General features: G+C 69.0%; 24 protein-coding genes. 21 read left to right on the top strand and 3 right to left on the bottom strand.

Translation table 11 applies throughout. From position 1 onward, the window contains the following. Positions 1–93: 93 nt before the first annotated feature. Genes GH2_RS03895 through GH2_RS03850 form a run of 11 tightly spaced genes read left to right on the top strand, consistent with a single transcriptional unit; the run spans position 94 to position 12,228 of the window. Positions 94–2,163, top strand: a complete 2,070-nt coding sequence (locus tag GH2_RS03895; RefSeq protein WP_066163425.1) for a hydantoinase/oxoprolinase family protein — start codon at positions 94–96, stop codon at positions 2,161–2,163. Continuing rightward, entirely contained in the window at positions 2,160–4,040 is a 1,881-nt protein-coding gene (locus GH2_RS03890) for a hydantoinase B/oxoprolinase family protein (RefSeq protein ID WP_066163423.1), read from the top strand. The genes GH2_RS03895 and GH2_RS03890 overlap by 4 nt, the downstream gene beginning before the upstream one ends. A 10-nt stretch (positions 4,041–4,050) precedes the next feature. Then, the gene (locus tag GH2_RS21545; protein WP_157085991.1) at positions 4,051–4,251 is read left to right on the top strand and encodes a hypothetical protein; all 201 of its coding nucleotides are present in this window, start codon (positions 4,051–4,053) and stop codon (positions 4,249–4,251) included. 34 nt (positions 4,252–4,285) lie between these two features. Further along, on the top strand, positions 4,286–5,419 hold the full coding sequence (locus GH2_RS03885) for a thiolase family protein (RefSeq protein ID WP_239588348.1): 1,134 nt from the start codon (positions 4,286–4,288) through the stop codon (positions 5,417–5,419). A 5-nt stretch (positions 5,420–5,424) separates the two neighbouring features. Then, complete coding sequence (locus GH2_RS03880; RefSeq protein WP_066163421.1) at positions 5,425–6,216, top strand: enoyl-CoA hydratase/isomerase family protein; 792 nt, start codon at positions 5,425–5,427, stop codon at positions 6,214–6,216. Next, a complete protein-coding gene (locus GH2_RS03875; protein ID WP_066163419.1) occupies positions 6,206–6,982 on the top strand; it encodes an SDR family NAD(P)-dependent oxidoreductase in 777 nt (258 codons plus the stop codon). The genes GH2_RS03880 and GH2_RS03875 overlap by 11 nt, the downstream gene beginning before the upstream one ends. Positions 6,983–6,985: 3 nt before the next feature. Beyond that, positions 6,986–7,744 (top strand): SDR family NAD(P)-dependent oxidoreductase, encoded by a 759-nt coding sequence (locus GH2_RS03870; protein WP_084247289.1) that lies wholly within the window; start codon positions 6,986–6,988, stop codon positions 7,742–7,744. A gap of 30 nt (positions 7,745–7,774) precedes the next feature. Beyond that, entirely contained in the window at positions 7,775–8,917 is a 1,143-nt protein-coding gene (locus GH2_RS03865) for an acyl-CoA dehydrogenase family protein (protein ID WP_066164236.1), read from the top strand. 43 nt (positions 8,918–8,960) lie between these two features. Beyond that, positions 8,961–9,863, top strand: a complete 903-nt coding sequence (locus GH2_RS03860) for an SMP-30/gluconolactonase/LRE family protein (RefSeq protein ID WP_066163415.1) — start codon at positions 8,961–8,963, stop codon at positions 9,861–9,863. 6 nt (positions 9,864–9,869) lie between these two features. Beyond that, a complete protein-coding gene (locus GH2_RS03855; RefSeq protein WP_066163413.1) occupies positions 9,870–11,426 on the top strand; it encodes a class I adenylate-forming enzyme family protein in 1,557 nt (518 codons plus the stop codon). Next, positions 11,419–12,228: an enoyl-CoA hydratase/isomerase family protein gene (locus tag GH2_RS03850; protein WP_169802418.1), complete on the top strand. Its 810-nt coding sequence runs from the start codon at positions 11,419–11,421 to the stop codon at positions 12,226–12,228. Before GH2_RS03855 ends, GH2_RS03850 begins: the two co-directional genes overlap by 8 nt. Positions 12,229–12,235: 7 nt before the next feature. Here the strand turns inward: GH2_RS03850 and GH2_RS03845 are convergent, their stop codons facing one another. Together GH2_RS03845 and GH2_RS03840 are read right to left on the bottom strand one after the other, a co-directional pair. Further along, the gene (locus GH2_RS03845) at positions 12,236–12,817 is read right to left on the bottom strand and encodes a TetR/AcrR family transcriptional regulator (RefSeq protein ID WP_066163409.1); all 582 of its coding nucleotides are present in this window, start codon (positions 12,815–12,817) and stop codon (positions 12,236–12,238) included. Positions 12,818–13,148: 331 nt separating this feature from the next. Next, positions 13,149–13,778 carry a hypothetical protein gene (locus tag GH2_RS03840; protein WP_066163407.1) on the bottom strand — a complete coding sequence of 210 codons (630 nt, stop codon included), beginning with the start codon at positions 13,776–13,778 and terminating at the stop codon, positions 13,149–13,151. A gap of 152 nt (positions 13,779–13,930) precedes the next feature. Between GH2_RS03840 and GH2_RS03835 the strand changes: the two genes are divergently transcribed. The 9 genes from GH2_RS03835 to GH2_RS03800 all read left to right on the top strand — a co-directional run bounded on the left by GH2_RS03835 (position 13,931) and on the right by GH2_RS03800 (position 24,085). After that, positions 13,931–14,641 carry an ABC transporter ATP-binding protein gene (locus GH2_RS03835; RefSeq protein WP_157085990.1) on the top strand — a complete coding sequence of 237 codons (711 nt, stop codon included), beginning with the start codon at positions 13,931–13,933 and terminating at the stop codon, positions 14,639–14,641. Then, a complete protein-coding gene (locus GH2_RS03830) occupies positions 14,638–15,432 on the top strand; it encodes an ABC transporter permease (RefSeq protein WP_066163404.1) in 795 nt (264 codons plus the stop codon). The genes GH2_RS03835 and GH2_RS03830 overlap by 4 nt, the downstream gene beginning before the upstream one ends. 459 nt (positions 15,433–15,891) lie before the next feature. Further along, on the top strand, positions 15,892–15,990 hold the full coding sequence (kdpF, locus tag GH2_RS21195) for a K(+)-transporting ATPase subunit F (protein WP_084247287.1): 99 nt from the start codon (positions 15,892–15,894) through the stop codon (positions 15,988–15,990). Between the two features lie 11 nt (positions 15,991–16,001). Continuing rightward, positions 16,002–17,690, top strand: a complete 1,689-nt coding sequence (gene kdpA, locus GH2_RS03825; RefSeq protein WP_066163403.1) for a potassium-transporting ATPase subunit KdpA — start codon at positions 16,002–16,004, stop codon at positions 17,688–17,690. Beyond that, entirely contained in the window at positions 17,691–19,745 is a 2,055-nt protein-coding gene (gene kdpB, locus GH2_RS03820; protein ID WP_066163401.1) for a potassium-transporting ATPase subunit KdpB, read from the top strand. Between the two features lie 4 nt (positions 19,746–19,749). Continuing rightward, the gene (locus GH2_RS03815) at positions 19,750–20,442 is read left to right on the top strand and encodes a potassium-transporting ATPase subunit C (protein WP_084247286.1); all 693 of its coding nucleotides are present in this window, start codon (positions 19,750–19,752) and stop codon (positions 20,440–20,442) included. Between the two features lie 10 nt (positions 20,443–20,452). Next, complete coding sequence (locus GH2_RS03810; protein ID WP_066163399.1) at positions 20,453–22,981, top strand: DUF4118 domain-containing protein; 2,529 nt, start codon at positions 20,453–20,455, stop codon at positions 22,979–22,981. Further along, positions 22,981–23,676, top strand: a complete 696-nt coding sequence (locus tag GH2_RS03805) for a response regulator (RefSeq protein ID WP_066163398.1) — start codon at positions 22,981–22,983, stop codon at positions 23,674–23,676. Before GH2_RS03810 ends, GH2_RS03805 begins: the two co-directional genes overlap by 1 nt. A gap of 31 nt (positions 23,677–23,707) precedes the next feature. After that, positions 23,708–24,085 (top strand): PPOX class F420-dependent oxidoreductase, encoded by a 378-nt coding sequence (locus tag GH2_RS03800; protein ID WP_066163396.1) that lies wholly within the window; start codon positions 23,708–23,710, stop codon positions 24,083–24,085. A 7-nt stretch (positions 24,086–24,092) separates the two neighbouring features. On the opposite strand, the gene GH2_RS03795 is transcribed toward GH2_RS03800, so the two are convergent. Further along, positions 24,093–25,292, bottom strand: coding sequence for a M20 family metallopeptidase (locus tag GH2_RS03795; RefSeq protein WP_066163395.1), 1,200 nt, complete (start codon positions 25,290–25,292; stop codon positions 24,093–24,095). 91 nt (positions 25,293–25,383) lie between these two features. On the opposite strand from GH2_RS03795, the gene GH2_RS03790 reads away from it, so the two are divergent. Further along, positions 25,384–26,310, top strand: coding sequence for a TtfA family protein (locus GH2_RS03790; protein ID WP_066163394.1), 927 nt, complete (start codon positions 25,384–25,386; stop codon positions 26,308–26,310). The last annotated feature ends 22 nt before the right edge of the window (positions 26,311–26,332 follow it).

The raw sequence follows: 26,332 nt of genomic DNA, 5'->3' as shown, positions 1-26,332 counted from the left end.
GACTCTGTGACCTCTGTTACTTTACTGCATAGTTGGTTAAGAAATTCGAGTCGGCGCGACCGATGCGCGCAGCCGAACAGGAGAGGAGACCCGGTGTCACTGCGAATCGGAGTTGATACGGGAGGCACATTCACCGACCTCGTCGTCGCGGATGGCGAGACGGCGGTGATCGCCGAGAAGTCATTGACCACCCACGACCAGCTGGCCGACGGCTTGCTGAAGGCGCTCGGGAAAGCGGAACTGGACGACGACGCCGCGATCGACGGCATCGTGCACGGGACCACTGTCGCACTCAATGCGATCCTGACCCGCCGCGGTGCGCCGACCGGCCTGATCACGACCGACGGCTTCCGGGACATGCTCGACATGGGACGTGCGGCGCGAACGGCGGACGCCGTGGCAGATCCGCGGTGGCGGCGCCCGCACGAGATCCGGCCGATCGTCGAACGGGTGCACCGTCGCGGCGTCCGGGAGCGGCACACGGTGTCGGGCGAGGCCCTGGTCCCCCTCGACGAGGATGCGCTGCTCAGGGAAGTCGACGAACTGTACCGCGACGGATGCCGCAGCATCGCCGTCTGCTTCCTGCATTCATACAAGTTTCCGGCGCACGAACAACGTGCCGTCGAACTGATCCGGGAAGCGTACCCGGACGTCAGCGTCAGTGCCTCACACGAGGTGGCACCGTACCCGAAGGAGTACAATCGGCTCTCCACCGCGGTGCTCAATGCCTACTCGCGACCGATGATGGAGTCCTACGCAGATGTCCTGACAGACCGTCTGGAAGAGGGTGGATACCGGGCGCCTCTGATGTTCATGACGAACGACGGCGGCCTGAGCGCACCCGCGGTCGTCAAAGCGAAGCCAGTGACGACCCTCAACAGCGGTCCGGTCGGAGGGGTGATGGGTGTCCAGAGCTACTCGCGTGCGCTGGATCTGCCGAACCTGGTCGGCTTCGACATGGGCGGGACGAGCACCGATGTCGCGGTAGTGACCGGTGGTCGGGCGTCGACTCAGCGTGAGCTGGAGATCGAGCACGACATCCTGGTCAGCATGCCGGTCTTGGAGATCCACAGCATCGGTGCGGGCGGCGGCAGCATCGTCACCCTGGATCCAGCGGGCGGTCTGGAAGTAGGGCCGCAGAGTGCGGGCAGCGATCCCGGTCCGGCCTGCTACGGGCGCGGCGGAACGCAGCCGACTGTCACCGATGCACTGCTTCTGCTCGGCTGGCTCGACCCGGACACTCCGCTCGGCGGTGAGATCGTGCCGGACAGCGCGGCCGCGGAACAGGCCTACACGCAGCTCGCGGAGCAACTCGACACGAGTCCGCAGGACGTCGCATCCATGGTCGTCGGTGTCGGTGTCAACAACATGGCCGAAGCCATCCGGCATCTGACGGTGTACCGCGGAATCGACTCGCGCGACTTCTCGCTCGTCGCCTACGGCGCGGCGGGGCCGCTTGCTGCGACGCAGGTGGCTCGGGTCCTGCAGATGCAGCGCGTCGTCATCCCGGCGCTGGCCGGCGTCTTTTCCGCGTATGGGCTGCTGGAAGGGGCGGAGTTCGACGAACAGATCATCCCGGTCATGGCTGCCGCCGACAGTGCGTTGCTGGCCGGGGTCTTCGCGGACATGACCGGACGGGCCGCTGATCTTCTCGACGCAGCCGGCGGCCCGGACCGGGCGCACGTCGAGTTCTACGTGGACGCGATGTATCACGGGCAGCGGTGGGAGTTGGCCACCGTGGTGGATCCGTCGCACGACGACCCGATGGCGCATCTGCAGGACGAGTTCGCGAAGTCGCACGAGCGACAGTTCGGCTACAGCCTCCCCGCACCGATCTACCTTGCCAACGCGCGCGTGCGCGTCGTCGCACAGCACGACCGCACCGTGCGTCCGGCACCGCTTCGGACGTCGACTCCGGGCGTCCCCCGCGGGCGTCGACCAATGGTCATCGGCGGCCGACGGCATCCCGCCGTGCCGATCTATCGGGTCGCGGACCTGGCAGCCGGACAGGAGCTGCCCGGCCCAGCGGTGATCGAGGGATCGAGCTACACCGGGGTCCTGATCCCCGGCGACGTGGGACGGGTCAACGACGTCGGAGACATCGTCGTGGAGCTCGGCGACGCTCATGAAGCACAGACACGAGGACAGGAGACGACAGCATGAGCACCTCGATCACGGTAGACGGCCGCAGCGACGACGCCGCGCCCCTCGCCGCTGCAGACGTCCTGGACCGGTACGGCGTCGATCTCACGACCGCCGAGGTCATCAGGCACGCACTTCGTTTCATCTCGCTGCAGATGCAACGCAAGATCAACACCGCGGCGTTGAGTCCGCTTCTCAGCGAGGTGAACGACTTCGGGATCGGGCTGCTCTCGCCGAGCGACCCCGCTCTCGGCGTGGACCACGATGCGATCGCGATGGGCACCGCCGCGCCGGCACACTTCGTCATCAACCAGTACTACGCCCGCATGGCGATCGACTACTACGGTCAGGACAACTTCCGGCCCGGCGACATGATCGTCTACAACGACGCCTTTCGCGGCGGCAGCCACGCCAACGACATCGGCTCCTGCATGCCGATCTTCGTCGGCGACGAGCTGATCGGATTCGCCGCAGCCATCACCCATTGGATGGACATCGGCGGCCCCGTACCCGCGGGCATGGGCGCCGGGCTGCAACAGGACATGTACTCCGAGGGGATCCGCATGTCGCCGCGACTGATCTACCGGCAGGGCGAACTGCAGCGCGAGACACTGGACCTGTTCTGCGAGCAGACGCGGATCGCGGAGATCAGCGTCAACGACATCCAGGTGGTGCGTTCGGCACTGGCACTGGGTGCCGAGATGGTGCAGCACTACGTCGCGATGTACGGCCTCGACGCCTATCGCGGAGCGGTGCAGTACACCCTGGACTATTCCGAACGCGCCTTGCGGCATGCGCTGCGGGAGATCCCCGACGGCGTCTATGAGGCCGAGGACCATCTCGACAACAACATGGCGGGCGACCCGATGGTGCTGCGATGCACCGTCCGTAAATGCGAGGACCGATTGGAGATCGACTACTCCGGATCCTCGCGTGAAGAGTGGGGCGGGTACGCCTCGCAGTGGTCGGACACGGTCTCCGCAGCGCACCTGGGCGTCGCGAACATGCTGCAGGACAAGGGGATTCTTCCCAACGCGGGCAGCTTCCGGCCGATCGACGTCGTGGTCCCGGCCGGGTCGTGCCTGCATGCGCTTCCGCCGATGTCGACGAACTCCGGTCACACGTTCCTGTTCACCAAGGCCCTGAACCTGGTGAAGATCGCGCTCTCGAAGGCCGGGCCGGAACTGGCTGTCGGCGAGAACTTCGACGACGTCGGAGTCATCGGCCTCGCCGGTCTGGACACGCGTCAGGAGACGCCGGCCACCTTCATCACCATGCGACTCCTGTCGGGGCCCTACGGCGGTAGTGCCCACGGTGACGGCTGTGCGCACACCATGGTCGAGGGCGCCAACAACGTTGAACCGTCCATCGAATACGACGAGGAGTCCTATCCGATCCTCGTCCTGAAGCGAGAGTTCGTGGAAGACACCGCGGGTCCCGGACAGCATCGGGGAGGTGCCGGCATCGACGTCCACCTGGTGAGTCTGGTCCCGTCGGAGGGGATGTGGCAGTTGGAGCAGTGTCGATTCCCGACGATCGGCGTGCTGGGCGGAAAGTCGGGCGCAACGGGCTGGATCCGGGTGCACCGGAACTCGCTGGACGCCTGGGTCGATGGAGCCGATCTGGCGCCTCCCGAGGTTCTCGCCGGGTTCGCCGACGCAGAGACAGGTGCACCGGTGGAGTCGGAAGCAGTCCCCGGTGCGGAGTTCCGATCGAGCAAGAACGCCCGGGTGCCCTTCGGCGGCGGCGACTTCATCCACGTTCGGATGCCGGGCGCCGCAGGGTACGGCGATCCTGCCGATCGCGATGCCGTCGCCGTCGTCGCCGATGTCCGCAACGGAATCTATTCGACCGAAGCGCACGCCCGCGGTGCGGTGTCGCTGAATCCCGAGAGCTGAAGGAGGAGCCGTGCTGTTCCCACAACCAGAATCGCCAGAGATCCATGAGGAACGCCATCCGGTGGACGGAGCCTGCTCGCACTGCGGCGCAGCATCGTTGGCCACGTACCGCGCGGCCGACTACCAGGGGTGGCTCCGCGTGGTGAAGTGCCAAGACTGCCTGACGACCGCGGACCGGACGCGCATCCTCGCGCCCGCCCAGGGAGGGTGACATGCCGACGAGAGTGCTGATCAGAGGCATTGGGATGACCGACTTTGGAACCGTTCCGAACCGGACCGCCGCGACCATGGTGCGGGAAGCCGTCGGTCGGGCGCTCGCCGACGCCGATCTGCGCGCGGTCGATGTCGGCATGGTCTTTCTCGCGAACGCGTTCGCGGGCACGATGCACGGACAGGAGTCGGTGCGCGGACAGGCCTGGCTGGACGGAACCGAGCTCGCCGGAGTTCCGCTGGTCAACATCGAGAACGCCTGTGCCGGAGGCTCTTCGGCACTGGCGTTGGCGCGTACGGCGGTGGCGGCGGGCGACGTGGAGACGGCGTTGGTCGTCGGCACGGAGCAGCTGACCCACGCCGACCGGCGGCGGGCGGTGCGGGCGATGATCGGAGCGATGGCGCAGGATCGGCTCCCGGAACTGAGGCGGGAGTTCGGACTGGACGACGACTCGTCGCCGTTCATGCACGTGTACGCGCGCTACGCCGACGAGTACGCGGCATCGTCCGGTGCAACCGCCGAGGACTTCGCTCGCGTGGCGGCCAAGAACCGCGCGCACGGCGCCGCCAACCCACGCGCACAGGTGCGCGAGGCGATCTCGGTGGAACAGGTCATGGCCGGGCGCCCCGTGGTGGGTGCGCTCACGGTCCCCATGTGCGCACCCATCGGAGACGGCGCCGCCGCCGTGGTCGTGTCGTCGGCACCGTCGCCGAGGTCCGTCGAACTGCGGTCGTGCGTGGTGGGCGCCGGGGTGCGCGGCCGTGCCGAACAGGTGGTGGCCGACACCGCGAAGCGGGCGTTCCACCGTGCCGGGGTGGCACCCGGAGATGTCGACGTGGTGGAGGTTCACGATGCCGCTTCGCCGGCCGAGCTGATCGCGCTGGAACAACTCGGCCTCGCCGAGCACGGCGAGGCCGTCGCACTGGTCCGCGCGGGGAAGACCGGCATCGGCGGATCGGTACCGACCAATCCGAGCGGTGGTCTGATCAGCCGCGGGCACCCGCTCGGTGCGACCGGCGCGGCGCAGATCGTGGAGCTCGTGGAGCAGCTGAGGGGCGAGTCCGGCACCAGGCAGGTCGACGGCGCGCGGGTGGCCGTCGCCGAGAACGCCGGCGGCTACCTCGGCCCGGAACCGGCGGCCGTGACCGTCAGCGTGCTGGTGAGGTGAGGAAGATGACCGAGTACACGACCCTCCTCGTCGAGGAACACGACGGCATCCTGCACATCCGGTTGAATCGGCCGGACCGACTCAACGCCTTCGACGGCCCGATGCACCGTGAGCTCACCGACCTGATCGGGCGTCTGCGCCGCGACTGCGGCGCGGGCGCAGTGGTGCTCTCCGGCGTCGGCCGCGCGTTCAGTGCCGGCGGCGACGCCGACTGGATCGGCTCCGCCGACGAGGACCAGCTCGACGACTTCTTCGCTGATGGCAGATCGCTCATCGAGGACCTGGTGCGGATCGAGGTTCCGGTGATCGCGGCCGTGACCGGTCCGGTCATCGGGCTCGGTGCCACCCTGGCCCTGTTCGCCGACATCGTCGTCGCAGATGAGACCGCGGTCTTCGCCGACCCGCACGTGGGGATGGGCGTGGTGGCGGGCGACGGCGGCGCGGTGATCTGGCCGCTGCTGATGGGGTTGCGCGCCAAACGATTCCTGCTCACCGGGGACCGGCTCGACGCCCCCGCAGCGCTCCAGTTCGGATTGATCGACGAAGTGGTGGCGACCGGCGCGGCGATCGACACCGCGGTCGGCCTGGCGCGTCGACTGGCAGACGGTCCTCGCGAGGCGATCGCCGGAACCAAGGCGACCGCCAATCGCATCCTGCTGAGCGCACTCGACGAAGCGCTGCAGTTCGGTCTCGACCTGGAACGGCAGACGCTGCGGAGCGCAGACCACCGAGCGGCGGTCGCGCGGTTCCGCGAACGGAACGATCGACGAACGGACGGAGCCGCTGATGACGCCTGACTCGTTGCTGACCGCTGACTCACGCACCGCGCTGATCACCGGCGCCGCATCCGGTCTCGGCGCCGCGACCGCGCGGCGACTGGCCGCGGGCGGCGCCCGACTGGCGCTGCTCGACCGCGACCGGCAGGCGCTGGCAGACCTCGCGGACGAACTCGGCGTTGCCGCGACACCGATCGACGTCGACGTCACCGAGCCCGAGTCGGTGGAACGGGCGATGGCGGCCGCTGTCGATGTTCTCGGCGAGATCCGGATCTGCGTCAATGCGGCCGGCGTGGCGACCCCGGGACGGGTCACGAACGGCGTGCGACCACTGCCGCTGGAGCGGTTCCGACAGGTCGTCGATATCAACCTCGTCGGCATGCTCGACGTGATCCGCCACTGTGCGACGGCCATGTGCGGCAACACCGCGGACGAGGGCGAACGCGGCGTCATCGTCAACGTGGCCTCCGGCGCCTGGCATCAGGGCCAGCGCGGGCAGGCCGCCTACGCGGCCAGCAAGGCCGGCGTCGTCGGCCTCACCCTGCCCCTGGCCCGCGATCTCGCGGAGTTCGGCATCCGGGTGGTGACGGTGGCGCCGGGCCTGTTCGACACGTCGATGGCCGCGGGATTCTCCGACGCACTGCGGGCCGAGCTGGAGCAGATGGTCCTGTTCCCGTCCCGCCTCGGAGATCCGGCGGAGTTCGCGAGCCTCGTCGAGCACATCGCCGCCAACCGCTACCTCAACGCCACGGTCCTGGACCTCGACGCCGGAATTCGGATGGTGTGAGCGATGACGAAGTGCGAAACCATGACCGGCCGGGAACAGTTCGCCGGTCGATCCGCGGTGGTGACCGGCGGCGCCAACGGCATCGGCGCGGCGATCGTCACCGCCCTGGTGGCGCAGGGCGCCACGGTGACGGTGGCCGACCGGGCCGCCGACGCGGGGGCCGCGCTCGCCGAGGCGCTCGGCGAGCGATGCCGCTTCGTCCACTGCGATGTCACCGATGAGCAGCAGGTGCGCGCGGCGATCGGCGACGGTCGCCTCGACATCCTGGTCAACAACGCCGGTCTCGGCTCGGGAACCGATCTCGTCGAGCTGGACGCAGCGCAGTGGCGGCGCGTGTTGGCGGTGAACCTCGATGGAACCTTCTTCGGCATGAAGCACGCGGCACCGGTCATGGCCCGGGGCGGCGGGGGAGCGATCATCAACCTCTCCTCGCTCGTCGCGGGCCGTGGACTGCGCGGAATGGGCGCGTACGCTGCCGCGAAATCCGGCGTGGAAGCACTGACCAGGACTGGCGCGACCGAACTGCGCGCGCTCGGTATTCGGGTGAACGCGATCGTCCCGGGAGTGGTGCGCACCGAGGCGGTGGCCGTCGGCGACTCAGTTCTGGCGCGGGCGCTCGGGATGGACACCGCTGAGTTCGTCGCCACCCGGCAGGGCCGCTGGGGCACGCCTCGCGACGTCGCTGACGTGGCGGTGCACCTGGCGTCGGATTCCGCGCGATTCACCTCCGGACTGCTCTATCGCTTGGACAACGGCGCGTGAGATCGCGCGAACAGCATGGGAAAGGACACGATGAACCACTCCGACGACGCGGACAGTCGCGACTTCGTCACGGCGATCAGAGAATTCACCGAACGAGAATGCGGAACCCGGGAGCAGCGGGATCGGCTGACCGACGGCGGTCGGCTCACGCACAGTGCCGACCTGTACCGAAAGGTCACCGACCTCGGGTGGGCCGGCAGTTGGATCCCCGAGGAGTACGGCGGTGGCGGCGGCCGGGTGGTCGACGCATGCCGACTCGTTGAGGAGATGGCATACGGACGAGCTCCGCTCTACGGACTGGTGATCAGCCTCGTCAGTTCGACGATCGTGGAGCGGTGGGCCTCGCCCGCGCAGAAGACCGACATCCTCGGCGGTGTCTGCGATGGGCAGATCTTGGCGACGGCGATCAGCGAACCTGACACCGGATCGGACGCGGCCTCGCTGCGCTGCCGGGCCGAACTGCGCGGCGATCACTACCTGGTGAACGGGCAGAAGACATGGATCTCGTGTGCGCACATCGCATCCCGGATCCTCGTCCTGTGCCGGACGAGTGAGGAGACCGACCGCCATCGCGGAATCACCGTCCTCGACATTCCAGCAGACACGCCCGGCGTCGAGATCCGGCCGATCCAGACGCTCGGCGGCGACGAGGTCAACGACGTCTTCTTCACCGACGTCGAGGTGCCCGTCGATCGGGTGATCGGGACTGTCGGTTCGGGCTGGGAACAGATGATGCAGTGTCTGAACACCGATCGACTGATGTGCGGAACCATGTTCCTGGGGCACGGCCGCCGCATCCTCGACGACACGCTCGAGTACATCCGCGAACGGCAGCAGTTCGGACGCCCGGTCGGGAGCTTCCAAGCGGTCCGGCATCGCGTTGCCGACCTGGCCACCGAACTGGAGTGCTGCCGCCTACTGGTCGACGACCTCGCCCGCCGACTCGACGACGATCCGACGGCCCCACCGCCCCGCGCGGCGTCGATGGTGAAGCTCAAGGTCACCGAGACGGCGAAACGCCTGGCGATGGAGGGCATGCAGCTCATGGGGGCGGCCGGATACACCACCGCCTTCGACATGGAACGACACCTGCGGCAAACCGTCGTGTCGACGGTCTACGCCGGAACCAGCGAAATCCAACGAGAGATCATCGGCCGTTCCTACGGCCTCTGAAGGGGCGACCGCACGCGGTGCCACTTGTCGGAAAGGAAGAGAGATGAGGGACTTCACCACCCATGTCGCCGGCGGCGACTACTTTGAAGGGCTGCGCTGGCATCGCGGCCACTGGTACGCCTCGGACGCCTTCGGCGGCACGGTGTTCCGAGTCGAGCACGGGGGAGCGCGCACCGAACTGTTGGAAGTCGACGCCCTGTGCTCGGGCATCGGCTGGCTCCCCGACGACGACCTGCTGGTGGTCTCGCTGAAAGACCGAACGGTGCTGCGACACAGCGCCGCCGACGGCGTCACCCGAGTGCACGCCGACCTCTCGGGTCTGTCGGAGCACTGGATCAACGACATGTTCGTCGATGCGGCGGGCCGCGCCTGGATCGGAGGCATGGGCTTCGACATCGTCAACGGGGCGCCGCCGGAGACCGGCGCCCTCTATCGGGTCGATCCCGACGGCTCTGCGCACATCGCGGCCCAGGACCTGTGGTTTCCGAATGGGATCGTCGGGACCGACGACGGATCCACACTTGTCGTAGCGGAGACCTTCGCGGGGCGGCTCACTGCCTTCACCGTGGGCGACGACGGCGCGCTGAGCGGTCGCCGCGTGCTCGGCGAGTTCGGGCCGATGCCGGATCCGTCGGGCGGCGCCGCCGCCATGCTTGGAGGTCTCGCTCTGGCTCCGGACGGACTCACCATCGATCGGGAGGATCACGTCTGGGTCGCAGACGCGGCGAATCGGCGATGTGTGCGCGTATCGCCGGCTGGGGAGATCGTCGACGAGGTGGCCGCGCCCGGTGGCGTCAACCTCTATTCCTGTGCGCTCGGCGGTCCCGGTGGGGACCATCTGATGCTGGCGCTGGCGGAGGGCTTCTTCGAGGCGGCGCAGGGCGTGACGGGGACGGCGTCGCTGGTGTCCACCCGCGTCGACGTCCCCGCCGTGGAAGGGCGGTGAGCTGTCGTGAATCCGAATCGGTTGATTCGCAAGGTGAGTCGCGACTACCGCGACCTCACCGCCGTGATCTGCGGCGACCGGGAACTGACCTACGGGATGCTGGGCGAGCGTGCCAGTCGCTTTGCGAACGCCCTCGCCGAGCGAGGCGTCGCCCAGGGCGACCGTGTGGCACTCCTCGGCGACAACTCTCTCGAGTCGCTCGAGCTTCTGGTCGGATGTGCGATCGGCGGCTTCGTCCGGTGTTCGCTGCACGCGCACGACGTCCCCGAACGGCACCGCTACCTGATCGACCACGTCGAGGCGTCGGCCGTGGTGGTGCAGGCCGCGCACTATCCGACCCTCGCGCCGCACCTGGAAGGAGCGGCCTCGGTGCGGACGGTGATCGTGATCGGCGACGTCGAGAACTCCGGCGAATCCGCGGTCGTCGACTACGACGAGATGGTGGCGGCGGCGTCGCCGGAGATCCCCGAGGTGGAACTCGCACCCGGTGACCTGGACGTGATCCGGTTCTCCGCGGGCACTACGGGATTCCCGAAGGGGATCATGATCTCGGTGGCCGCGACGATGGGCATGGGCGACGAGTACGCAATGGTGCTGCCCGCCATGGACGAGACCGACCGCTACCTGGCTGCGGGACCGTTGACCCACGCGGCGGGCATGTTCGTCTACGCGATTCTGGCGGCCGGCGCAGCGACGGTGGTGATGCCGTCGTTCGATGCGGAGGACTTCCTGGCGAACGTCCAGCGCCACCGCGTCACGTCGACTCTCGTGGTGCCCACCATGATCCAACTGATCACCGAGCATCCGCGCGCCCGCGACTACGACCTGAGTTCGCTCCGAGCGGTGATGTACGGCGCCGCACCGATCTCGGAGAGTTCGCTGGCTAAAGCTGCGGCACTGTGGGGCGAGGTGATGTACCAGATCTATGGGCAGAGCGAGGTCTTGCCGATCTCGGTCTTGAAACCGAGCCAGCACCGCGCGGATCTGGGGCTGCTGACGTCGGCGGGTCGGGCGACCCCGAACGCCTGGTTCCGGGTCGAGGACGAGGACGGCGTTGAACTGCCGCGCGGCCAGGTCGGCGAGGTGATCGCGGGATCTCCGTGCACCATGTCCGGAATCTGGGCCGATCCGGCCGCCACGAAGCAGCGGCTCACCGCCGACGGCGGCGTGCGGACCCGCGACATGGGATACGTGAACGACGACGGCTTCCTGTTCCTCGCCGACCGCAAGGAGGATCTCATCAACTCGGGCGGATTCAACATCTGGCCTGCCGAATTGGAGAATGCGCTCGCGGCGCATCCGGCGGTGCAGGAGGTCTGCGTCGTCGGCGTCCCCCATCCGAAGTGGGGTGAGAGTCCACACGCCGTGGTCGTGGTCCGCGACGGACGCGCCGTCGAACCCGACGAGCTGATCGCCTGGTCTCGCGAGCGGGTCGGTGCCAAGAAGAAGGTCACGGCGGTGCGGTTCGCGGATGCGCTGCCGAAGACTCCGCTCGGCAAGATCCTGCGCCGCCGCGTGCGGGAAGAGCACTTCCCGGGTGAGAGCGGGTTCGGTCGTGTTTGATCGGGAGGCGGACGGCGCACCGGTCCGCTATGCGAGGGACGGCGCGGTGGCGTGGATCGTGATGGATCGACCCGACAAGTTGAACGCGCTGAGTCCCGAGGCGGTCGACGGACTGGCTGTGGCGCTCGACCGCGCGGAAGCCGACCGGGAGGCGCGCGTCATCGCCCTCACCGGCGCGGGATCGTCGTTCTGCGCCGGGGCCGATCTGTCGCGAGTCCTGGACCGTGACGCTGACGGCGCGGGGCTGGAGCTCCCGGACTTCCTCCGGTCCATCGGTCGGGTCTGCACCCGGATCGCCGAGCATCCGCTGCCGGTGATCGCCGCCGTTCACGGCAATGCGGTTGCCGGTGGTCTGGAGCTGTTGCTGGCCTGCGATCTGGTGGTGGCCTCGGAGGACGCGCGGATCGGCGACGGCCATGCCCGCTACGGGATGTTTCCCGGCGCCGGTGGTCTGGTACGACTGCCCGCGCGCATCGGCGCGACCCGGGCCAAGTACCTGCTGTTCACCGCCGAGTCGTGGGGTGCGGAACAGATGCGCGAGGTGGGACTGGTGAACCAGGTGGTGCCACGCGCGGATCTGGAATCCGCGGTGCAGCGGCTGGGCATGCGGCTCGCCGGGTTCAGCGCCGCCGGAATCGCAGGGATGAAGCGCGTCGTCGAACGGGCCGCCGATCTGCCCGCGGCACGGGCGCTGGAGCTAGAACTCGCGGAGTGCGAGGCCTACATCGCTGCCGGAGGCGACTTCGACGAGGGGCTCCGCGCGTTTCGGGACCGGAGGAAGCCGAGCTTCGCCCGACGGTGACGGACCGTCAGGAAACGATGTAGCCGGACAGCAGCCGGACGGACTGACTGAGGATCTCGTCCGGACCGAACTTCCCGTCCTCGTCGTACCAGCGGGAGACCGACATCATCATGCCGATGATCAGGTTCGCCATGGTGGTGGGGTCGACGTCGGCCCGGACCACACCGGCGTCGGCGCACGACTCGAGCAGGTCCGCGGTGATGCGATTGACGTCGTGCGCCCAGGACTTGTAGTCGGCCAGTGCTTCGGGCGAGAGCTGGTGCTGGTCGGCGATCAGCACCGCGTAGTAGCCGCGGTAGCGGACAGTCGAATCGACCTGCACGGCCAGGTAGCGCAGCAGCTTCTCCCGCAGGGGATCGTCGGACTCGACGATCTCGTCGATGCTCGCGCGGAGTGGATAGATCACCTGCTCGACGATCGTCTCCAAGAGCCAGCGCTTGTTCGGTGCGTACTGGTAAACCGTCGGCTTGCTGACTCCAGCCTCGGCGGCGATGTCGGCGATGGTCGCGTCGACGTATCCCTTGCGCTCGAAGACTCGGGCCGCAGCGTCGACGACGGCGTCGACCGTCGTCGCACGTTTGCGGGCCATGGCTTCTCATCTCTGTTCGGGACCGGAGCCATTCAATACTATCCGGTTAAGCAACCCAATCGGTGGTCAGGCGCTCCTCGGATGCGGAGTCGGTTCTGTGGCGCGACCCGCGGTGCTGCAGGGGCCAGCCTCCCGATGGCCTTCGGGTGTGCGAATCTTGGCGCTTTTAGTCCGACTGGGTATCCGACTGGTTAGGACGAAAAGTGCCGAAGTTCACGCGAGCCTCATGTCGGTCCGCGTGCTGCGGTTTCCACACGGAGCCCGGTGGCAGACGACGAACGGTCCGGCTCCCGCAAGGGAACCGGACCGTCGTGGGGTCGGAGAGCGGCGACTACCGCGGGCAGAACTGCGTCGCGACGCCCATCACGAACTGCAGCGTGCTGCCGCGCAGGCCCAGATCCCAGGCGGTGCCCTTGACGATCTGGAGGCACTGGTCGTACTTCGGGACCACGGAGTTGTCGACCTTCACGGCTGCCTTGTTGGTGCCGCCGAGCAGGTTGGTGGTGACGGTCTCGGTGGTCTCGGCCGCGTCGTTCTTGACGGTGTCGGTCTTGGTGCCGTCGGTCTTCTCGCCGTCCTTCTTCTCCTCGGCCGGGGCGGGCTTCGGGCCGACGCAGGTGCCGGAGACGGTGTACGTGGTGTTGTTCAGCATGCCGCCGAAGTTGGCGATGCCGGTGTGCTGGTTCAGCGTGTTGAGCGAAACCGTGCGGGTCAGCGTCTTGGTGCCGGTCTTGCCGTCCTTGCGGGTGGCGGTGACGGTGCACTTGTCGGCGTCGGTGCGGTTGATGACCATCACGTTGATCTCGTTGTTGCCCGACGTGATCGACACCGCGCCGGAGGCCGGCTGCGTGTAGGTCGAGACGGTGCCTGCGACGGCGTCGCCGGGGACGGCGACGAGACCGACGGTGGCGACAGCGGCGGACGCTGCGGCGACGGTGGCGAGCTTTGCCAAACGCTTCACGTGGAACTCCCTAGAGTGAGACAGACCATCCAACTAAAACGGACGGTTGCGACGGTGCGCAAATCGAATCGGCGCGACTCTTGACGGTGTGGGACCATCGGCGTTAAATTCAACGCACGATGAATTATCGGCCGTCGAGGAATCGAGGCGACATGTCTGCGGCGATCAGATGCGAGAACGTCAGCGTCCAACGCGGGAAGGTCACGGCGGTCGACGACCTCACGGTCTCGGTGCCGCGCGGATCGGTGACCGGCCTGCTGGGGCCGTCCGGGTGCGGCAAGACGACCCTGATGCGCGCGATCGTCGGAACGCAGAAGAACGTGTCGGGGCGGATCGACGTCCTCGACCGCCCCGCCGGAAGCCCGAGCCTGCGCCGTGAGGTCGGCTACGTGACGCAGGCGGCGTCGGTTTACGGCGACCTCACCGTGGAGCAGAACGTCCGCTACTTCGCGCAGATCTACGACGCGGAGGACGGGATCGCGGAGGCGATCGAAGCAGTCGACCTCGGCTCCCATGTCGGCCATCTGGCCGGGGACCTCTCGGGCGGGCAGCTGAACCGGGTCTCCATCGCCTGCGCGCTGGTCACACGTCCGCAGCTGCTGATCCTCGACGAGCCGACCGTCGGCCTGGACCCGGTGCTCCGCGCCGACCTCTGGCAGCGGTTCACTCGGTTGACCGACACCGGGGTCACCCTGTTGGTGTCGAGCCACGTGATGGACGAGGCCGAGCACTGCGACGAGCTGATCCTGATGCGCGCAGGCGGTCTGGTGGCGCAACTGACTCCGGCGGAACTGCGGGCGCGCACCGGGGAGACCAACCTGGAGAGAGCCTTCCTGACCCTGATCGAGGGGGCGACGGCATGACCGGCTCGACCGAGACGACGACCCGCACCGGTCCGATCCGCCCGAAGCTGCTGTTCGCCACGGCGGTGCGCGTGCTGCGGCAGCTCCGCGCCGATCCGCGGACCGTCGCACTGATCCTCGGGATCCCGGTGATCCTGATGACGCTGCTGTACTTCATGTTCTCGGAGGCCCCGCACAATCCGTTCGCGCCGAACCCGTTCGACCGCATCGGCACCGTGATGCTCGGCATCCTGCCGTTCACCACGATGTTCCTGATCACGTCGATCGCCATGCTCCGCGAACGTCGCTCGGGGACTCTGGAACGGCTGTTGACGACGCCGCTCGGCAGGCTCGACCTCCTCGGCGGATACGGCCTCGCGTTCTCGATCCTGGCCGCGGTGCAGGCGGTCCTGGCCGTCGGCGTCTCGTACTGGCTGTTGGACCTGCAACTCGCCGGATCGATCGGCTGGGTCTTCGTCATCGCCATGCTCGACGCGATGCTCGGCGTGGGCCTCGGTCTGCTGTGCAGCGCGTTCGCCCAGACCGAGTTCCAGGCGGTGCAGTTCCTGCCAGTCGTGGTGATCCCGCAGTTGTTCCTGTGCGGCCTGTTCGTCGCGCGCGAAGACCTGCCCGGCTGGATGCAGGCGCTGTCGACGGTGATGCCGTTGACCTACGCGGTGCAGGCGCTGCAGGAGGTGGCCGCGAACGTCTCAGCGACGGCGCTGATGTGGCGCGACATCGGGATCGTCGCGGCCTGCATCCTCATCGCGCTCGCGCTGGCGGCGGGGACGCTGAGCAGGCGCAGCCCGTAGTTCCGCCGATCACCGATGGTTGAGCGAACGAAGTGAGTCGAAACCGCGTGCGTAATCGCTGATTCTGGTGCGTTGCAGTCTTCCGGCCCGCGGCGAGGGGTTTCGACTGCGGTGCTCGCTTCGCTGCGCTCCTCGCTCAACCAGCGGGAGGGGCCTCGCTCAACCAGCGGGAGGGGCGGTCCCCACCGATGGTTGAGCGAACGAAGTGAGTCGAAACCACGTGATGCGGGGCGGGGCGTAGCGGGCCCGTCAAGATCCGCCGCGGCGCCGTATAGATCGCGTTAAGGCCTCTAGCGCGCACGACCGCCGCGGGCGAGCGTGAGAGTCGAGCCCGCCGAACGGCGGGCCGTCGACGAATGAGGCGAGGACGATGGCCGATCTGCTGATGCTGGGGATCGGAGTGATCGCGATGGCGATCTGCTCCGGCCTGCTGTACGTGCTCGAACGGGGGACCGGACGATGACCGCCGCAGGCACCGTAGCGGTGCTCCTGGTGGCGGCCGCGGTCGCTCTCATCGGCTATCTGGTGGCAGCGCTGCTGTACCCGGACAAGTTCTGAAGGCCGGTGCGTTGACAGATCTTTCGGCCGGCCTCCTGCAGCTGGCATCCGTTCTCGTCATCCTCGCCGCGGCGTACGTGCCGCTGGGCGACTACATGGCGCGCGTCTACTTGACGCCGCGCGACGCAGCTCCCGAGCGCCTGATGTTCCGTGCGCTGGGCGTGAACCCGCGCGGCAACCAGACCGCCCGCGGTTACGGGCTGTCGGTGCTCGCCTTCACCTCGGTCTCGCTCGCGTCGCTCTACGCGCTGCAACGGCTCCAGGGACACCTCCCGTGGTCGGACGGCAAGCCGGGGATGTCGCCCGCCGTCGCGTTCAACACCGCGATCTCGTTCATCGCCAACACCAACTGGCAGTCGTACGAGCCGGAGACCACCATCAGCAACCTGACTCAGATGCTCGGTCTCGCGGTGCAGAACTTCCTGTCCGCGGCGGTCGGGATGGCGGTCGCCGTCGCCCTGATCCGCGGCATCGCGAACCATCGCGGCAACGGCGAGATCGGCAACTTCTGGGTGGACCTGATCCGCGGCACCGTTCGCATCCTGCTGCCGCTCGCCGTGGCCGTCGCGGCGATCCTCGTGTTCCAGGGCGCGGTCCAGTCGTGGCACACCGGGGCGGGCATCACCATGCTCGACGGCACGCGCAGTCGAATCCCGTTGGGGCCGTTTGCCTCGCAGGAGTCGATCAAGCTGCTCGGCACCAACGGCGGCGGCACGTATGGCGCCAACTCGGCGCACCCGTTCTCGAACCCGACGCCGTTGACCAACGTGATCTCGATCCTCGCGATCCTGATCATCCCGGTCAGCCTCACGCGGACGTACGGCACCCTTGTGCACGACCGCAGGCAGGGCCTCACCCTCCTCGGCGTCATGGCCGCGATCTGGGGCGGCATGCTCGCGCTGGTCTGGACGATGGAGTCGCGTACCGACGGCGCCGCATCGCAGGCGGCCGGCGCGATGCTCGAAGGCAAGGAGACGCGCTTCGGGATCCCCGGCAGCGCGCTGTTCGCGGTGGCGACGACCGGCACCTCGACCGGCGCCGTGAACTCCGCGCACGACAGCTTCTCCGCCGCGGGCGGCGGCGGCCTCCTCTGGAACATGCTCCTCGGCGAGGTGGCGCCCGGCGGCGTCGGCTCCGGCCTCTACGGTCTGCTGGTGCTGGCGATCATCACGGTCTTCGTCGGCGGTCTCCTGGTCGGGCGCTCGCCGGAGTTCCTCGGCAAGAAGGTCGGCCGCCGCGAGATCACTCTCTCCGCGCTGTACGTTCTCGTGATGCCCGCCCTGGTGCTGACCGGAGCGTCGATCACGGTCCTCCTCGGCTCCACCGGCGACGCCCTCGGAAACGACGGTCCCGTCGGAAGCCGCAGCGCCGCACACGGATTCAGCGAGGTCATGTACGCCTTCGCGTCGGCGGCCAACAACAACGGCAGCGCCTTCGGCGGCCTCACCGCCACCAGCGACTGGCTGCAGATCTCCCTCGGCCTCGCCATGCTCCTCGGCCGGATCGTGCCGATCGTCCTGGTCCTCGCCCTGGCCGGATCGCTCGCTCGGCAGAAGCCCAAGACTGGGGAGCAGCAGGCCGCGGCACTGCCGACCAGCGGCGTCCTGTTCGGCGCCCTGCTCCTCGGCACCGCGCTCCTCGTCGCCGGACTCACCTTCTTCCCGGCCATGGCGCTGGGACCCATCGCGGAGGCACTCTAGATGACCGCAACACTCGTTCCCCACACCCCGTCGAGCGACACCGAACTCGTCCACAGCGGCGCGTTCGACGCCCGACAGCTCATCGCCTCGCTGCCGCAGGCCGTCCGGAAGCTGAAGCCGCGCGACCAGGCGCGGAACCCCGTCATGTTCGTCGTCTACCTCGGCGCCATCGTGTCGACGATCCTCGCCGCGGCGTCGAGCTCGGTCTTCGCGTGGCTGATCGTCGCGTGGCTGTGGTTCACGGTGATCTTCGCGGGCCTCGCCGAGGCCGTCGCCGAGGGGCGCGGCAAGGCGCAGGCCGCCAGCCTCCGCAAGGTCAAGCGCGACACCGTGGCCCGCGTGCTCACCGACGACGGCGTCATCGTCGAGACGCCGGGATCCGACCTGCACGTCGGGATGCGGATCGTCGTCGAGGCCGGCGAGACCATCGCGGGCGACGGCGACGTGATCGACGGCATCGCGACCGTCGACGAGTCCGCGATCACCGGCGAATCCGCGCCCGTCGTCCGCGAATCGGGCGGCGATCGCTCGGCGGTCACCGGCGGCACCGTGGTCCTCTCCGACCGGATCGTCGTGCGGATCACCGCCGAACCGGGCAGCACCTTCGTCGATCGGATGATCGCGCTGGTCGAGGGCGCCTCGCGCAAGAAGACGCCCAACGAGATCGCCCTCAACATCCTGCTGACGGCCCTCACCATCGTCTTCCTGCTCGCGGTCCTCGCGATCGGTCCGATGCAGGGATTCGCGGGCCAGGCCCCCGACCCGGTGAAGCTGATCGCCCTTCTCGTCTGCCTGATCCCCACCACCATCGGCGCGCTGCTGTCGTCGATCGGCATCGCGGGCATGGACCGTCTGGTGCAGCGCAACGTGCTCGCCATGTCCGGTCGCGCCGTCGAAGCCGCAGGCGACATCGACACCCTCCTCATGGACAAGACCGGCACCATCACCTTCGGCAACCGGCGCGCCACCGCGTTCCACCCGGCCGACGGCGTCTCGACCGCAGAGCTGGCCGCGGTCGCCCACCGCTGCAGCCTCGCCGACGAGACCCCCGAGGGGCGCAGCATCGTCGACCTGGCCCGCGACGAGTACCAGGTCACGGCCGCCGACGACTCCGGCGCGACGGTGGTGCCGTTCACCGCGCAGACCCGGATGAGCGGCGTCGACGCGGACGGGCGCAGCTTCCGCAAGGGAGCCGCCGACGCCGTCGAGAAGTGGTGCGGACGCCTGACCGAGGAGGTGCGCGCCACCGTCGACGAGATCTCCACCCGCGGCGGAACCCCGCTCGTGGTCGCCACCAAGACCGGGCTGCGCGCTCACGTCCTCGGCGTGATCGAACTGTCCGACGTCGTGAAACCGGGGATGGCGCAGCGCTTCTCACAACTGCGGGCGATGGGGATCCGCACGGTGATGGTGACCGGCGACAACCCGCTCACCGCGAAGGCCATCGCCGCGCAGGCCGGCGTCGACGATTTCATCGCGCAGGCCACGCCCGAGGACAAGCTGGACCTGATCCGCGCCGAGCAGTCCGGCGGCCGCCTGGTCGCGATGACCGGCGACGGCACCAACGACGCGCCCGCATTGGCGCAGGCCGACGTCGGCCTGGCGATGAACACCGGCACCATGGCCGCCAAGGAGGCGGGCAACATGGTGGACCTCGACTCCGACCCGACCAAACTCATCGAGGTGGTGGCGATCGGGAAGCAGCTGCTGATCACCCGCGGCGCGCTCACGACGTTCTCGCTGGCCAACGACCTCGCCAAGTACTTCGCGATCCTGCCCGCGCTGTTCGCGTCCACCGACCCGCAGCTCGACGCGCTCAACATCATGCGGCTGCACTCGGCGCAGTCGGCGATCGTCTCCGCGGTCGTCTTCAACGCGCTGATCATCATCGCGCTGATCCCGCTGTCGCTGAAGGGCGTCCGGTACCGGGCGGCGAGCGCCGCCGACCTGCTGCGCCGCAATCTCCTGCTGTTCGGGCTCGGCGGCGTCGTGACCCCGTTCATCGGGATCTGGCTGATCGACCTGCTGGACCGGCTGCTGCCGGGGATGGGCTGACATCATGAAGAACTTCGTCACCGGATTCGCGCGACAGTGCGCGGTCGCGCTGCTCGCCTTGATCGCCCTGACCGTCGTGGTCGGCGGCCTGTACCCCGTCGCGGTGTGGGGGATCTCCCGCGTCGACGCGACCGCCGCCGAGGGGTCCTTCGTCACGGACGTGCGGGGCTGCACCACGTCGACGCTCATCGGCGTCGACCAGCGTGTGCCCGCCGGACACCCGGACCCGTTCCTGCACAACCGCGTCGCCGGCGGAGTCGACGACCCGATGGCGCCCGGCGACCCGTCATCGTCCGGCGCGAGCAACCTGGGACCCAACAGTCCGGAACTGGTGAAGATCATCGCCGCCCGACGCGCGATGATCGCGCAGCGCGAGCACGTGGCGCCGTCGCAGGTCCCCGCGGACGCGGTCACCGGCTCGGGATCGAGCCTGGATCCGGACATCAGCTCGGCGTACGCCGCGCTGCAGATCCCGCGCATCGCCCGCGTCACCGGGCTGCCGGTGGAGCGGGTCCGCGAGATCGTCGCCGCGCACACGGAGGGTCGTCAGCTGGGTTTCCTCGGTGAGGAGCGGGTCAACGTCCAACAGGTGAACCGTGACCTCGCCGCCGCTGCGCCGAAGGCGTTTGATGTGGCTGCGCCGAAGGCGTTTGATGTGGCTGCGCCGAAGGCCTTCCATGACCCCGGATGCCGTTAGTATCGGCGATATGCCCGACACCGAGGAACGCGGCCAGCTGGAGATCTTCCTCGGTTGCGCGCCCGGCGTCGGAAAGACGTACGAGATGCTCGAGCAGGCCCGCACGCTGCGGGACGACGGCGTCGATGTGGTGATCGGCGTCGTCGAAACGCACGGTCGTACGGCCACCGCGGCGCTGATCGACGGCCTGGAGGTGGTCGACCGGCGGGCGGTGGAGCATCGCAGCACCGTTCTGCACGAGATGGATCTGGAGGCGATCCTCGCGCGCCGACCGGCCGTGGTGCTGGTCGACGAGCTCGCCCACAGCAACGCCCCCGGACTGCGGAACGCCAAGCGGTGGGAGGACATCGACGTGCTCCTGGCCGCCGGGATCGACGTCCTGTCCACCGTCAACATCCAGCACCTGGAGAGCCTCAACGACGTCGTCGCGCAGATCACCGGGATCACCCAGCGTGAGACCGTCCCCGACGACGTGGTCCGCGCCGCCGACCAGATCGAGCTCGTCGACATCGAGCCGCGAGCCCTCCGGCAGCGGCTCGAGCAGGGCAAGGTCTATGCCGCCGGCCGGATCGACGACGCTCTCGCCAACTTCTTCCGGCAGGGCAATCTCACGGCATTGCGCGAACTCGCGCTGCTGTGGCTGGCCGATCGCGTCGACGACAAGCTCGCGGCTTACCGTGCCGCCAACGCGATCACCGACACCTGGGAGGCGCGCGAACGGGTCGTCGTGGCAGTGACCGGCGGCCCCGAGTCGTCGGCCCTGATCCGCCGGGCGAGCCGCATCGCGTCGCGGTCGAGCGCCGAACTGCTGGTGCTGCACGTGGTCCGCGGTGACGGCCTCGCCGACCGCGGGGCCGCCGACCTGACAGCGTTGCGTGCCCTCGCGACCGGTGTCGGCGCGGGCGTCTACTCGGTGGTGGGCGACGACGTCCCGCAGACGCTCCTGGAGTTCGCGCGTGCCATGAACGCCACGCAATTGGTTCTCGGCACCTCGCGCCGGTCGCGGTGGCAGCGACTGTTCGACGAGGGCGTGGGTGCGGCGGTGATCCGGGACAGCGGCCGGATCGACGTCCACATGGTGACCCACGACAGGGCCGCCGTCCGGCGGCGTCTCGACATCCGCCGGACCCGCTTCCATCGGCCGGGCAGCTGGATCCTCGCGGTGCTTCTGCCGCTGGCACTGACCGGAGTGCTCAGCGTGATCGACCCGCTGGTCGGCTTCTCGAGCCAGACTGCCCTGTTCTTCGTCGTGGTGCTGGCCGTCGCGATGCTCGGCGGCATGGTGCCCGCCGCGCTGTCGGCGGTGACCTCCGGACTGCTGCTCAACTACTTCTTCGCGCCGCCGCGGTTCACGTTCACCATCGCCGAACCCGACAACGTCATCACTCTGATCGTCATGCTGATCATTGCGATCGCGGTGGCGGCCCTGGTCGATTCGGCGACTGTCCGCAGGCGTCAAGCGCAGCGCGCGACCCGCGATGCGGAACTGCTGACGCTGTTCTCCGGTGCGGTGCTCGACGGTGCGGGCGTCTCCGGACTGCTCGAACGCGTCCGAGAGACGTACCAGCAGACCGCGGTCGCCGTTGCGCGCCGCGACGACCGAGGCGCGACCGTCGCGGCGTCGGTGGGAGAGCACCCGCCCGCGTCCGGGGCCGCAGCCGACACCGTGTGCCCGGCAACGGGCGGCGAATACGAACTGCTGCTGCGCGGACCGGCAGTCGGTGCGGCCGACCAGCGCGTCCTCGCCGCCGTCGCGAGCCAGGTGGCTGCCGCCGTCGAACGGGACCGGCTGGAGGCCGAGGCCGCGGTCGCTGACGAACTCGCCCGGACCGATGAGTTGCGCCGCGCACTGCTCACCGCCGTCAGCCACGACCTCCGCACGCCGCTCGCCGCCGCCAAAGCCGCGGCGTCGAGCCTGCGCAGCCCTGACGTCGTCTTCAACGACGAGGACACCGCTGAGCTGCTGGCGACCGTCGAGGAATCCGTCGACCAGCTGTCATCGCTGGTCGGAAACCTCCTCGACTCGTCGCGCCTCGCCGCGGGCGTCGTCCGCCCCGAATTGACCCGCACCTACCTCGCCGAGGTGATCCATCGAGCGGGCGCTGCCGCTGCGCACGGCGGCGCGGCCATCTCAGTCGACCTCGCGTGCGACTGGGCCCGCACCGACGCGGGCCTGCTGGAACGCGCACTGGCCAATCTCATCGACAACGGGCTCCGGCATGGCGGCGGTGCGGTGGCGGTCCGCACCGACCTGGTGCCGAGCGACGCGCCGACCGGCAAGGCGTGCTGTCGCATCCGGGTGATCGATCACGGGCCGGGGATCCCTGCCGACGAGCGTGCCCGCGTCTTTGTGCCGTTCCACCAGTACGGTGATCGGGACCGGCAGACGTCGGGCGTCGGGCTGGGATTGTCGGTGGCGAGCGGCTTCGTGACCGCCGTCGGCGGCACCCTGACCGCCGAGCACACGCCGGGCGGGGGAACCACCATGACCATGCTGTTGCCCGCCGGAACCGAGCCCGTGCGGGGAGAGGACCGGTGATGGCCGAGCACGGACACGTCCTGGTGGTCGACGACGAACCCCAGCTGTTGCGCGCGCTGCGCATCAACCTCCGAGCCCGCGGCTTCGAGGTGACCACCGCGGCGACCGGCGCCGACGCTCTCGAAGCGGTGAGCCGGTCGACGCCCGACGTGGTCGTGCTGGACCTGGGGCTCCCGGACATGGACGGCTTCACCGTGCTCGACGGCCTGCGAGGCTGGACGTCGGTACCGGTGATCGTGCTCTCGGCGCGGACCGACGCCGCAGACAAAGTCCACGCCCTCGACGCCGGCGCCGACGACTACGTCACCAAGCCGTTCGGGATGGAGGAGTTCCTGGCGCGACTGCGGGCTGCGATCCGACGCGGCAGCACCACCACGGTCGGTGCCGCGGCGACTCCGATCGTCACCGCGGGATCGATCGCCGTGGACCTCGTCGGCAAACGGGCCACCCGCGACGGTATGCCCGTCCGGCTGACGCCGACCGAATGGGCGGTGCTGGAACTGTTGGTTCGAGCAGAGCCGAATCTGGTGAGCCAGCGCGAGATCCTGACGACCGTGTGGGGGCCGACGTACGTCAGTCAGACCAACTATCTGCGCGTCTACCTCGCCGCCCTGCGGCGCAAGCTCGAGGCCGATCCGTCACGCCCCGAGCATCTGCTCACCGAAGCCGGAATGGGCTACCGCTTCGTCCGGTGAAGGCCGCCCGGCCTGCAGTACGCTCGGGCGCATGGCCGCAACCGTCGCTCAGATCGCCGACGCCCAGTACGTCATGCTCACCACCTACAAGAAGGACGGGACGCCGGTGTCGTCGCCACTGTGGGCCGCGCCCGACGGCGACAGCATGCTGCTGTGGACCGTCGACGACTCGTGGAAGGTGAAGCGCCTCCGCCGCAACAACAACGTGCTGGTGCAGGCGTGCAATGCGAGCGGCAAGAAGACCACCGGACCGCAGGTCGCGGGGTTGGCTGAGGTCGTCGACCGCCGCGGTGCGGTGGACGCGATCAACCGCAAGTACGGGATCATCGGCCGACTGACGACGTTCGGGTCCAAGCTGCGGCGCGGTGCCGACGCGACCGTCGGCGTGCGCGTGCGGGACGTGGTGTAGCGCCCGCTCAGAGCAGCGTGAGCGCGGCGCGCACGTAGGTTCGCGCGGCCGTCACCAGTTCACTCAGCGGCACGGACTCGTCGGGCTGGTGGGCCTGACCGTTGATGTCGCCAGGGCCGAGCACCACCGTGGGGATGCCGAGGGCGGTACTGGTCCAACCGCCGTCGCAGGCCGCAGACCAGCCGCCGACGGTCGTCGCAGCACCCGCGTCGCGGATGGCCTGTGCCGAGGCTGCGACCAGCGGGTGGTCCTCGGCGGTCGCGAAACCCGGCAGGTACATCGTGGGCGTGACCGAGACGGCGATGCCGTCGCCGTCGATGCCCGCCGCCCGGACCTCGGCGGCGAGGGCCTCACCGATCTCCGCCACGTCCTCGCCCGGCATCAGACGCCGATCCACCCCCATCGTGCAGGTCGGCGCCACCACGGAGATACCCTGCCCGCCCTCGATGGTCCCGACGTTCCAGGTGCCGTATCCGAGCAGCGGGTCGGGGTCGGCGGCCATCCGGCGTTGATCGTCGCCGATCACTCCGATCACCTTCGCCGCGGCGTCGATCGCGCTGGCGCCGTCGCTCGGCCGTCCCGAGTGGGCGGCGCGGCCGGTCACCTCGACGGTGAAGTACGACGCCCCGCGGCAGCCGCGGACCACATCGAGCCGAGTGGGCTCGGCGACGATGCACCCGACGTACTCGCCGGGCGGCGGATTCTGCACCAGATGGCGGACGCCGACGCCGTGCTCCTCCTCGTCGACGGTGACGACCAACCGCACCGGACCCGACACCGGCATGCCCTCGTCGACGGCGCGGCCGATGAGGATCATCGCTTCGACGACAGCGGCGATGCCGCCCTTCATATCGCTGGTGCCGCGCCCGATGATGAGGTCGCCGTCGCGGCGCGGGACGAAGGGATCGGCCGTCCACCCCGGACCGGGCGGCACCACGTCGGAATGGCCGAGGAACATCAGCCCGGGCCCGTCGGTGTCGCCGTTGACGGTGGCGATCAGATTCGGGCGGCCGGGAGCCGCTTCGGACAACGCGACATCGAAGCCGGCGTCGCGGCAGGCCTGCGCCAACACCGCGACCGCTTCCTCTTCCGTCCCACCGGGATTCACGCTCGGTTCGGCGACCAGCGCGCAGGTGAGCGCGGCGATCCGCTCGGCGTCGACGGCGTGGGTCAGAGCGTCGATGCGATCGTGCGGGTGCGTGGACATCGGTCGCCATCTCCTTGGACGTCGGGGGATCGGAGTACGGACCAACGAGTCGTCGGGCGCACTCAGGGGCCTCGATAGTAGGCTATGTCCGATGGCCATTGTGTATTTCGTGATTGCGGTGCTCGCCCTCGCCGGTGCGGGCGCCCTGTTGTGGTTGGACCGGAACCGGTCGCAGCAGGTTCACCACCAGCGCGCTGTGTGGGGCGAGACGCATTCCTTCAAGTTCCGCGAGACCGACAGCAAGCTGCGGACCGTCTTCCATCGTGCCGCGATGGATGCGCCGGAACACGTCCAGGTGCGCGATGTCGCCTACGGTGTGTACGACGGCGCCGAGGCCGTGGTCTTCGACCTCGAGGACACCGCGACGATCGTCGCCGTCCGTCGCCCGGCCGCCTCGTCGGTCACCGTCGACCTGCGCTACGAGGACGTCCTCGCGCCCGCGGAGGACGACGTGGACTTGCTCGGAGCCATGGGGTCGCGCGTGATGTTCGCGAGCAACCTCGACGCCGCCCGCCGCATCTGCGACCGCCGCATGGTCACGCTGGCCACCGAGACGCCGTCGTACATCGAGATCCTCTGGAACGAGGGCAACTGGGCGCTCGGCGCGATGCCGGTCACGACCGAGGACGAGCGCCTCGACGTCGCCCTCGACACGGTCCGCCGGTTCGTCGACCTGCTGCGGGTGCTGCCGCCCGCCGTGGTTCCGCAGGACGCCCCGGACCCGCGTGACCCGCACGGCCCGACCAACGATGAGCTCGCCGACGAGAAGACCGAGTCGTTGCGCGACAAGGAACGACGCCGTCGCTCCGAGGAGGCTGCCGCGGCCGAGCCGCGCGAACCCAAGCCGTCGCTGCTGGATGCGACGCCGCGCCCGGCTGAGCCGCAGACCCGCCCCGGTCCGCCGCGCATCGAACCGATCCGTGGCCGCTCACCCCGCCCGGCGCCCGAGCCCCGATCCGGTCGGGAGCGCTTCGCGCCGCCGGACCTGCCGCCGCTCACCGACCCGCGCGACCGCTGACCGTCTCTCACTGATTTCCCCT

It is taken from the genome of Gordonia hydrophobica NBRC 16057 (assembly GCF_001592365.1).
Taxonomy (GTDB): domain Bacteria; phylum Actinomycetota; class Actinomycetes; order Mycobacteriales; family Mycobacteriaceae; genus Gordonia; species Gordonia hydrophobica.
Note: the sequence above shows the minus strand (reverse complement) of the source record. Positions and strands in the feature narration are given on the sequence as shown.

Excerpts from the sequence above, each read along its gene's own strand:
- GH2_RS03845 (WP_066163409.1), bottom strand. The coding sequence starts at position 12,817 with ATGGCCCGCAAACGTGCGACGACGGTCGACGCCGTCGTCGACGCTGCG.
- GH2_RS03870 (WP_084247289.1), top strand. The coding sequence starts at position 6,986 with ATGACGAAGTGCGAAACCATGACCGGCCGGGAACAGTTCGCCGGTCGA.
- kdpB (WP_066163401.1), top strand. The coding sequence starts at position 17,691 with ATGACCGCAACACTCGTTCCCCACACCCCGTCGAGCGACACCGAACTC.
- GH2_RS03790 (WP_066163394.1), top strand. The coding sequence starts at position 25,384 with ATGGCCATTGTGTATTTCGTGATTGCGGTGCTCGCCCTCGCCGGTGCG.
- GH2_RS03805 (WP_066163398.1), top strand. The coding sequence starts at position 22,981 with ATGGCCGAGCACGGACACGTCCTGGTGGTCGACGACGAACCCCAGCTG.
- GH2_RS03800 (WP_066163396.1), top strand. The coding sequence starts at position 23,708 with ATGGCCGCAACCGTCGCTCAGATCGCCGACGCCCAGTACGTCATGCTC.
- GH2_RS03885 (WP_239588348.1), top strand. The coding sequence starts at position 4,286 with ATGACCGACTTTGGAACCGTTCCGAACCGGACCGCCGCGACCATGGTG.
- GH2_RS03875 (WP_066163419.1), top strand. The coding sequence starts at position 6,206 with ATGACGCCTGACTCGTTGCTGACCGCTGACTCACGCACCGCGCTGATC.
- GH2_RS03860 (WP_066163415.1), top strand. The coding sequence starts at position 8,961 with ATGAGGGACTTCACCACCCATGTCGCCGGCGGCGACTACTTTGAAGGG.
- GH2_RS03890 (WP_066163423.1), top strand. The coding sequence starts at position 2,160 with ATGAGCACCTCGATCACGGTAGACGGCCGCAGCGACGACGCCGCGCCC.
- kdpF (WP_084247287.1), top strand. The coding sequence starts at position 15,892 with ATGACCGCCGCAGGCACCGTAGCGGTGCTCCTGGTGGCGGCCGCGGTC.
- GH2_RS03830 (WP_066163404.1), top strand. The coding sequence starts at position 14,638 with ATGACCGGCTCGACCGAGACGACGACCCGCACCGGTCCGATCCGCCCG.
- GH2_RS03880 (WP_066163421.1), top strand. The coding sequence starts at position 5,425 with ATGACCGAGTACACGACCCTCCTCGTCGAGGAACACGACGGCATCCTG.
- GH2_RS03815 (WP_084247286.1), top strand. The coding sequence starts at position 19,750 with ATGAAGAACTTCGTCACCGGATTCGCGCGACAGTGCGCGGTCGCGCTG.
- GH2_RS03835 (WP_157085990.1), top strand. The coding sequence starts at position 13,931 with ATGTCTGCGGCGATCAGATGCGAGAACGTCAGCGTCCAACGCGGGAAG.
- GH2_RS03810 (WP_066163399.1), top strand. The coding sequence starts at position 20,453 with ATGCCCGACACCGAGGAACGCGGCCAGCTGGAGATCTTCCTCGGTTGC.
- GH2_RS03795 (WP_066163395.1), bottom strand. The coding sequence starts at position 25,292 with ATGTCCACGCACCCGCACGATCGCATCGACGCTCTGACCCACGCCGTC.
- GH2_RS03865 (WP_066164236.1), top strand. The coding sequence starts at position 7,775 with ATGAACCACTCCGACGACGCGGACAGTCGCGACTTCGTCACGGCGATC.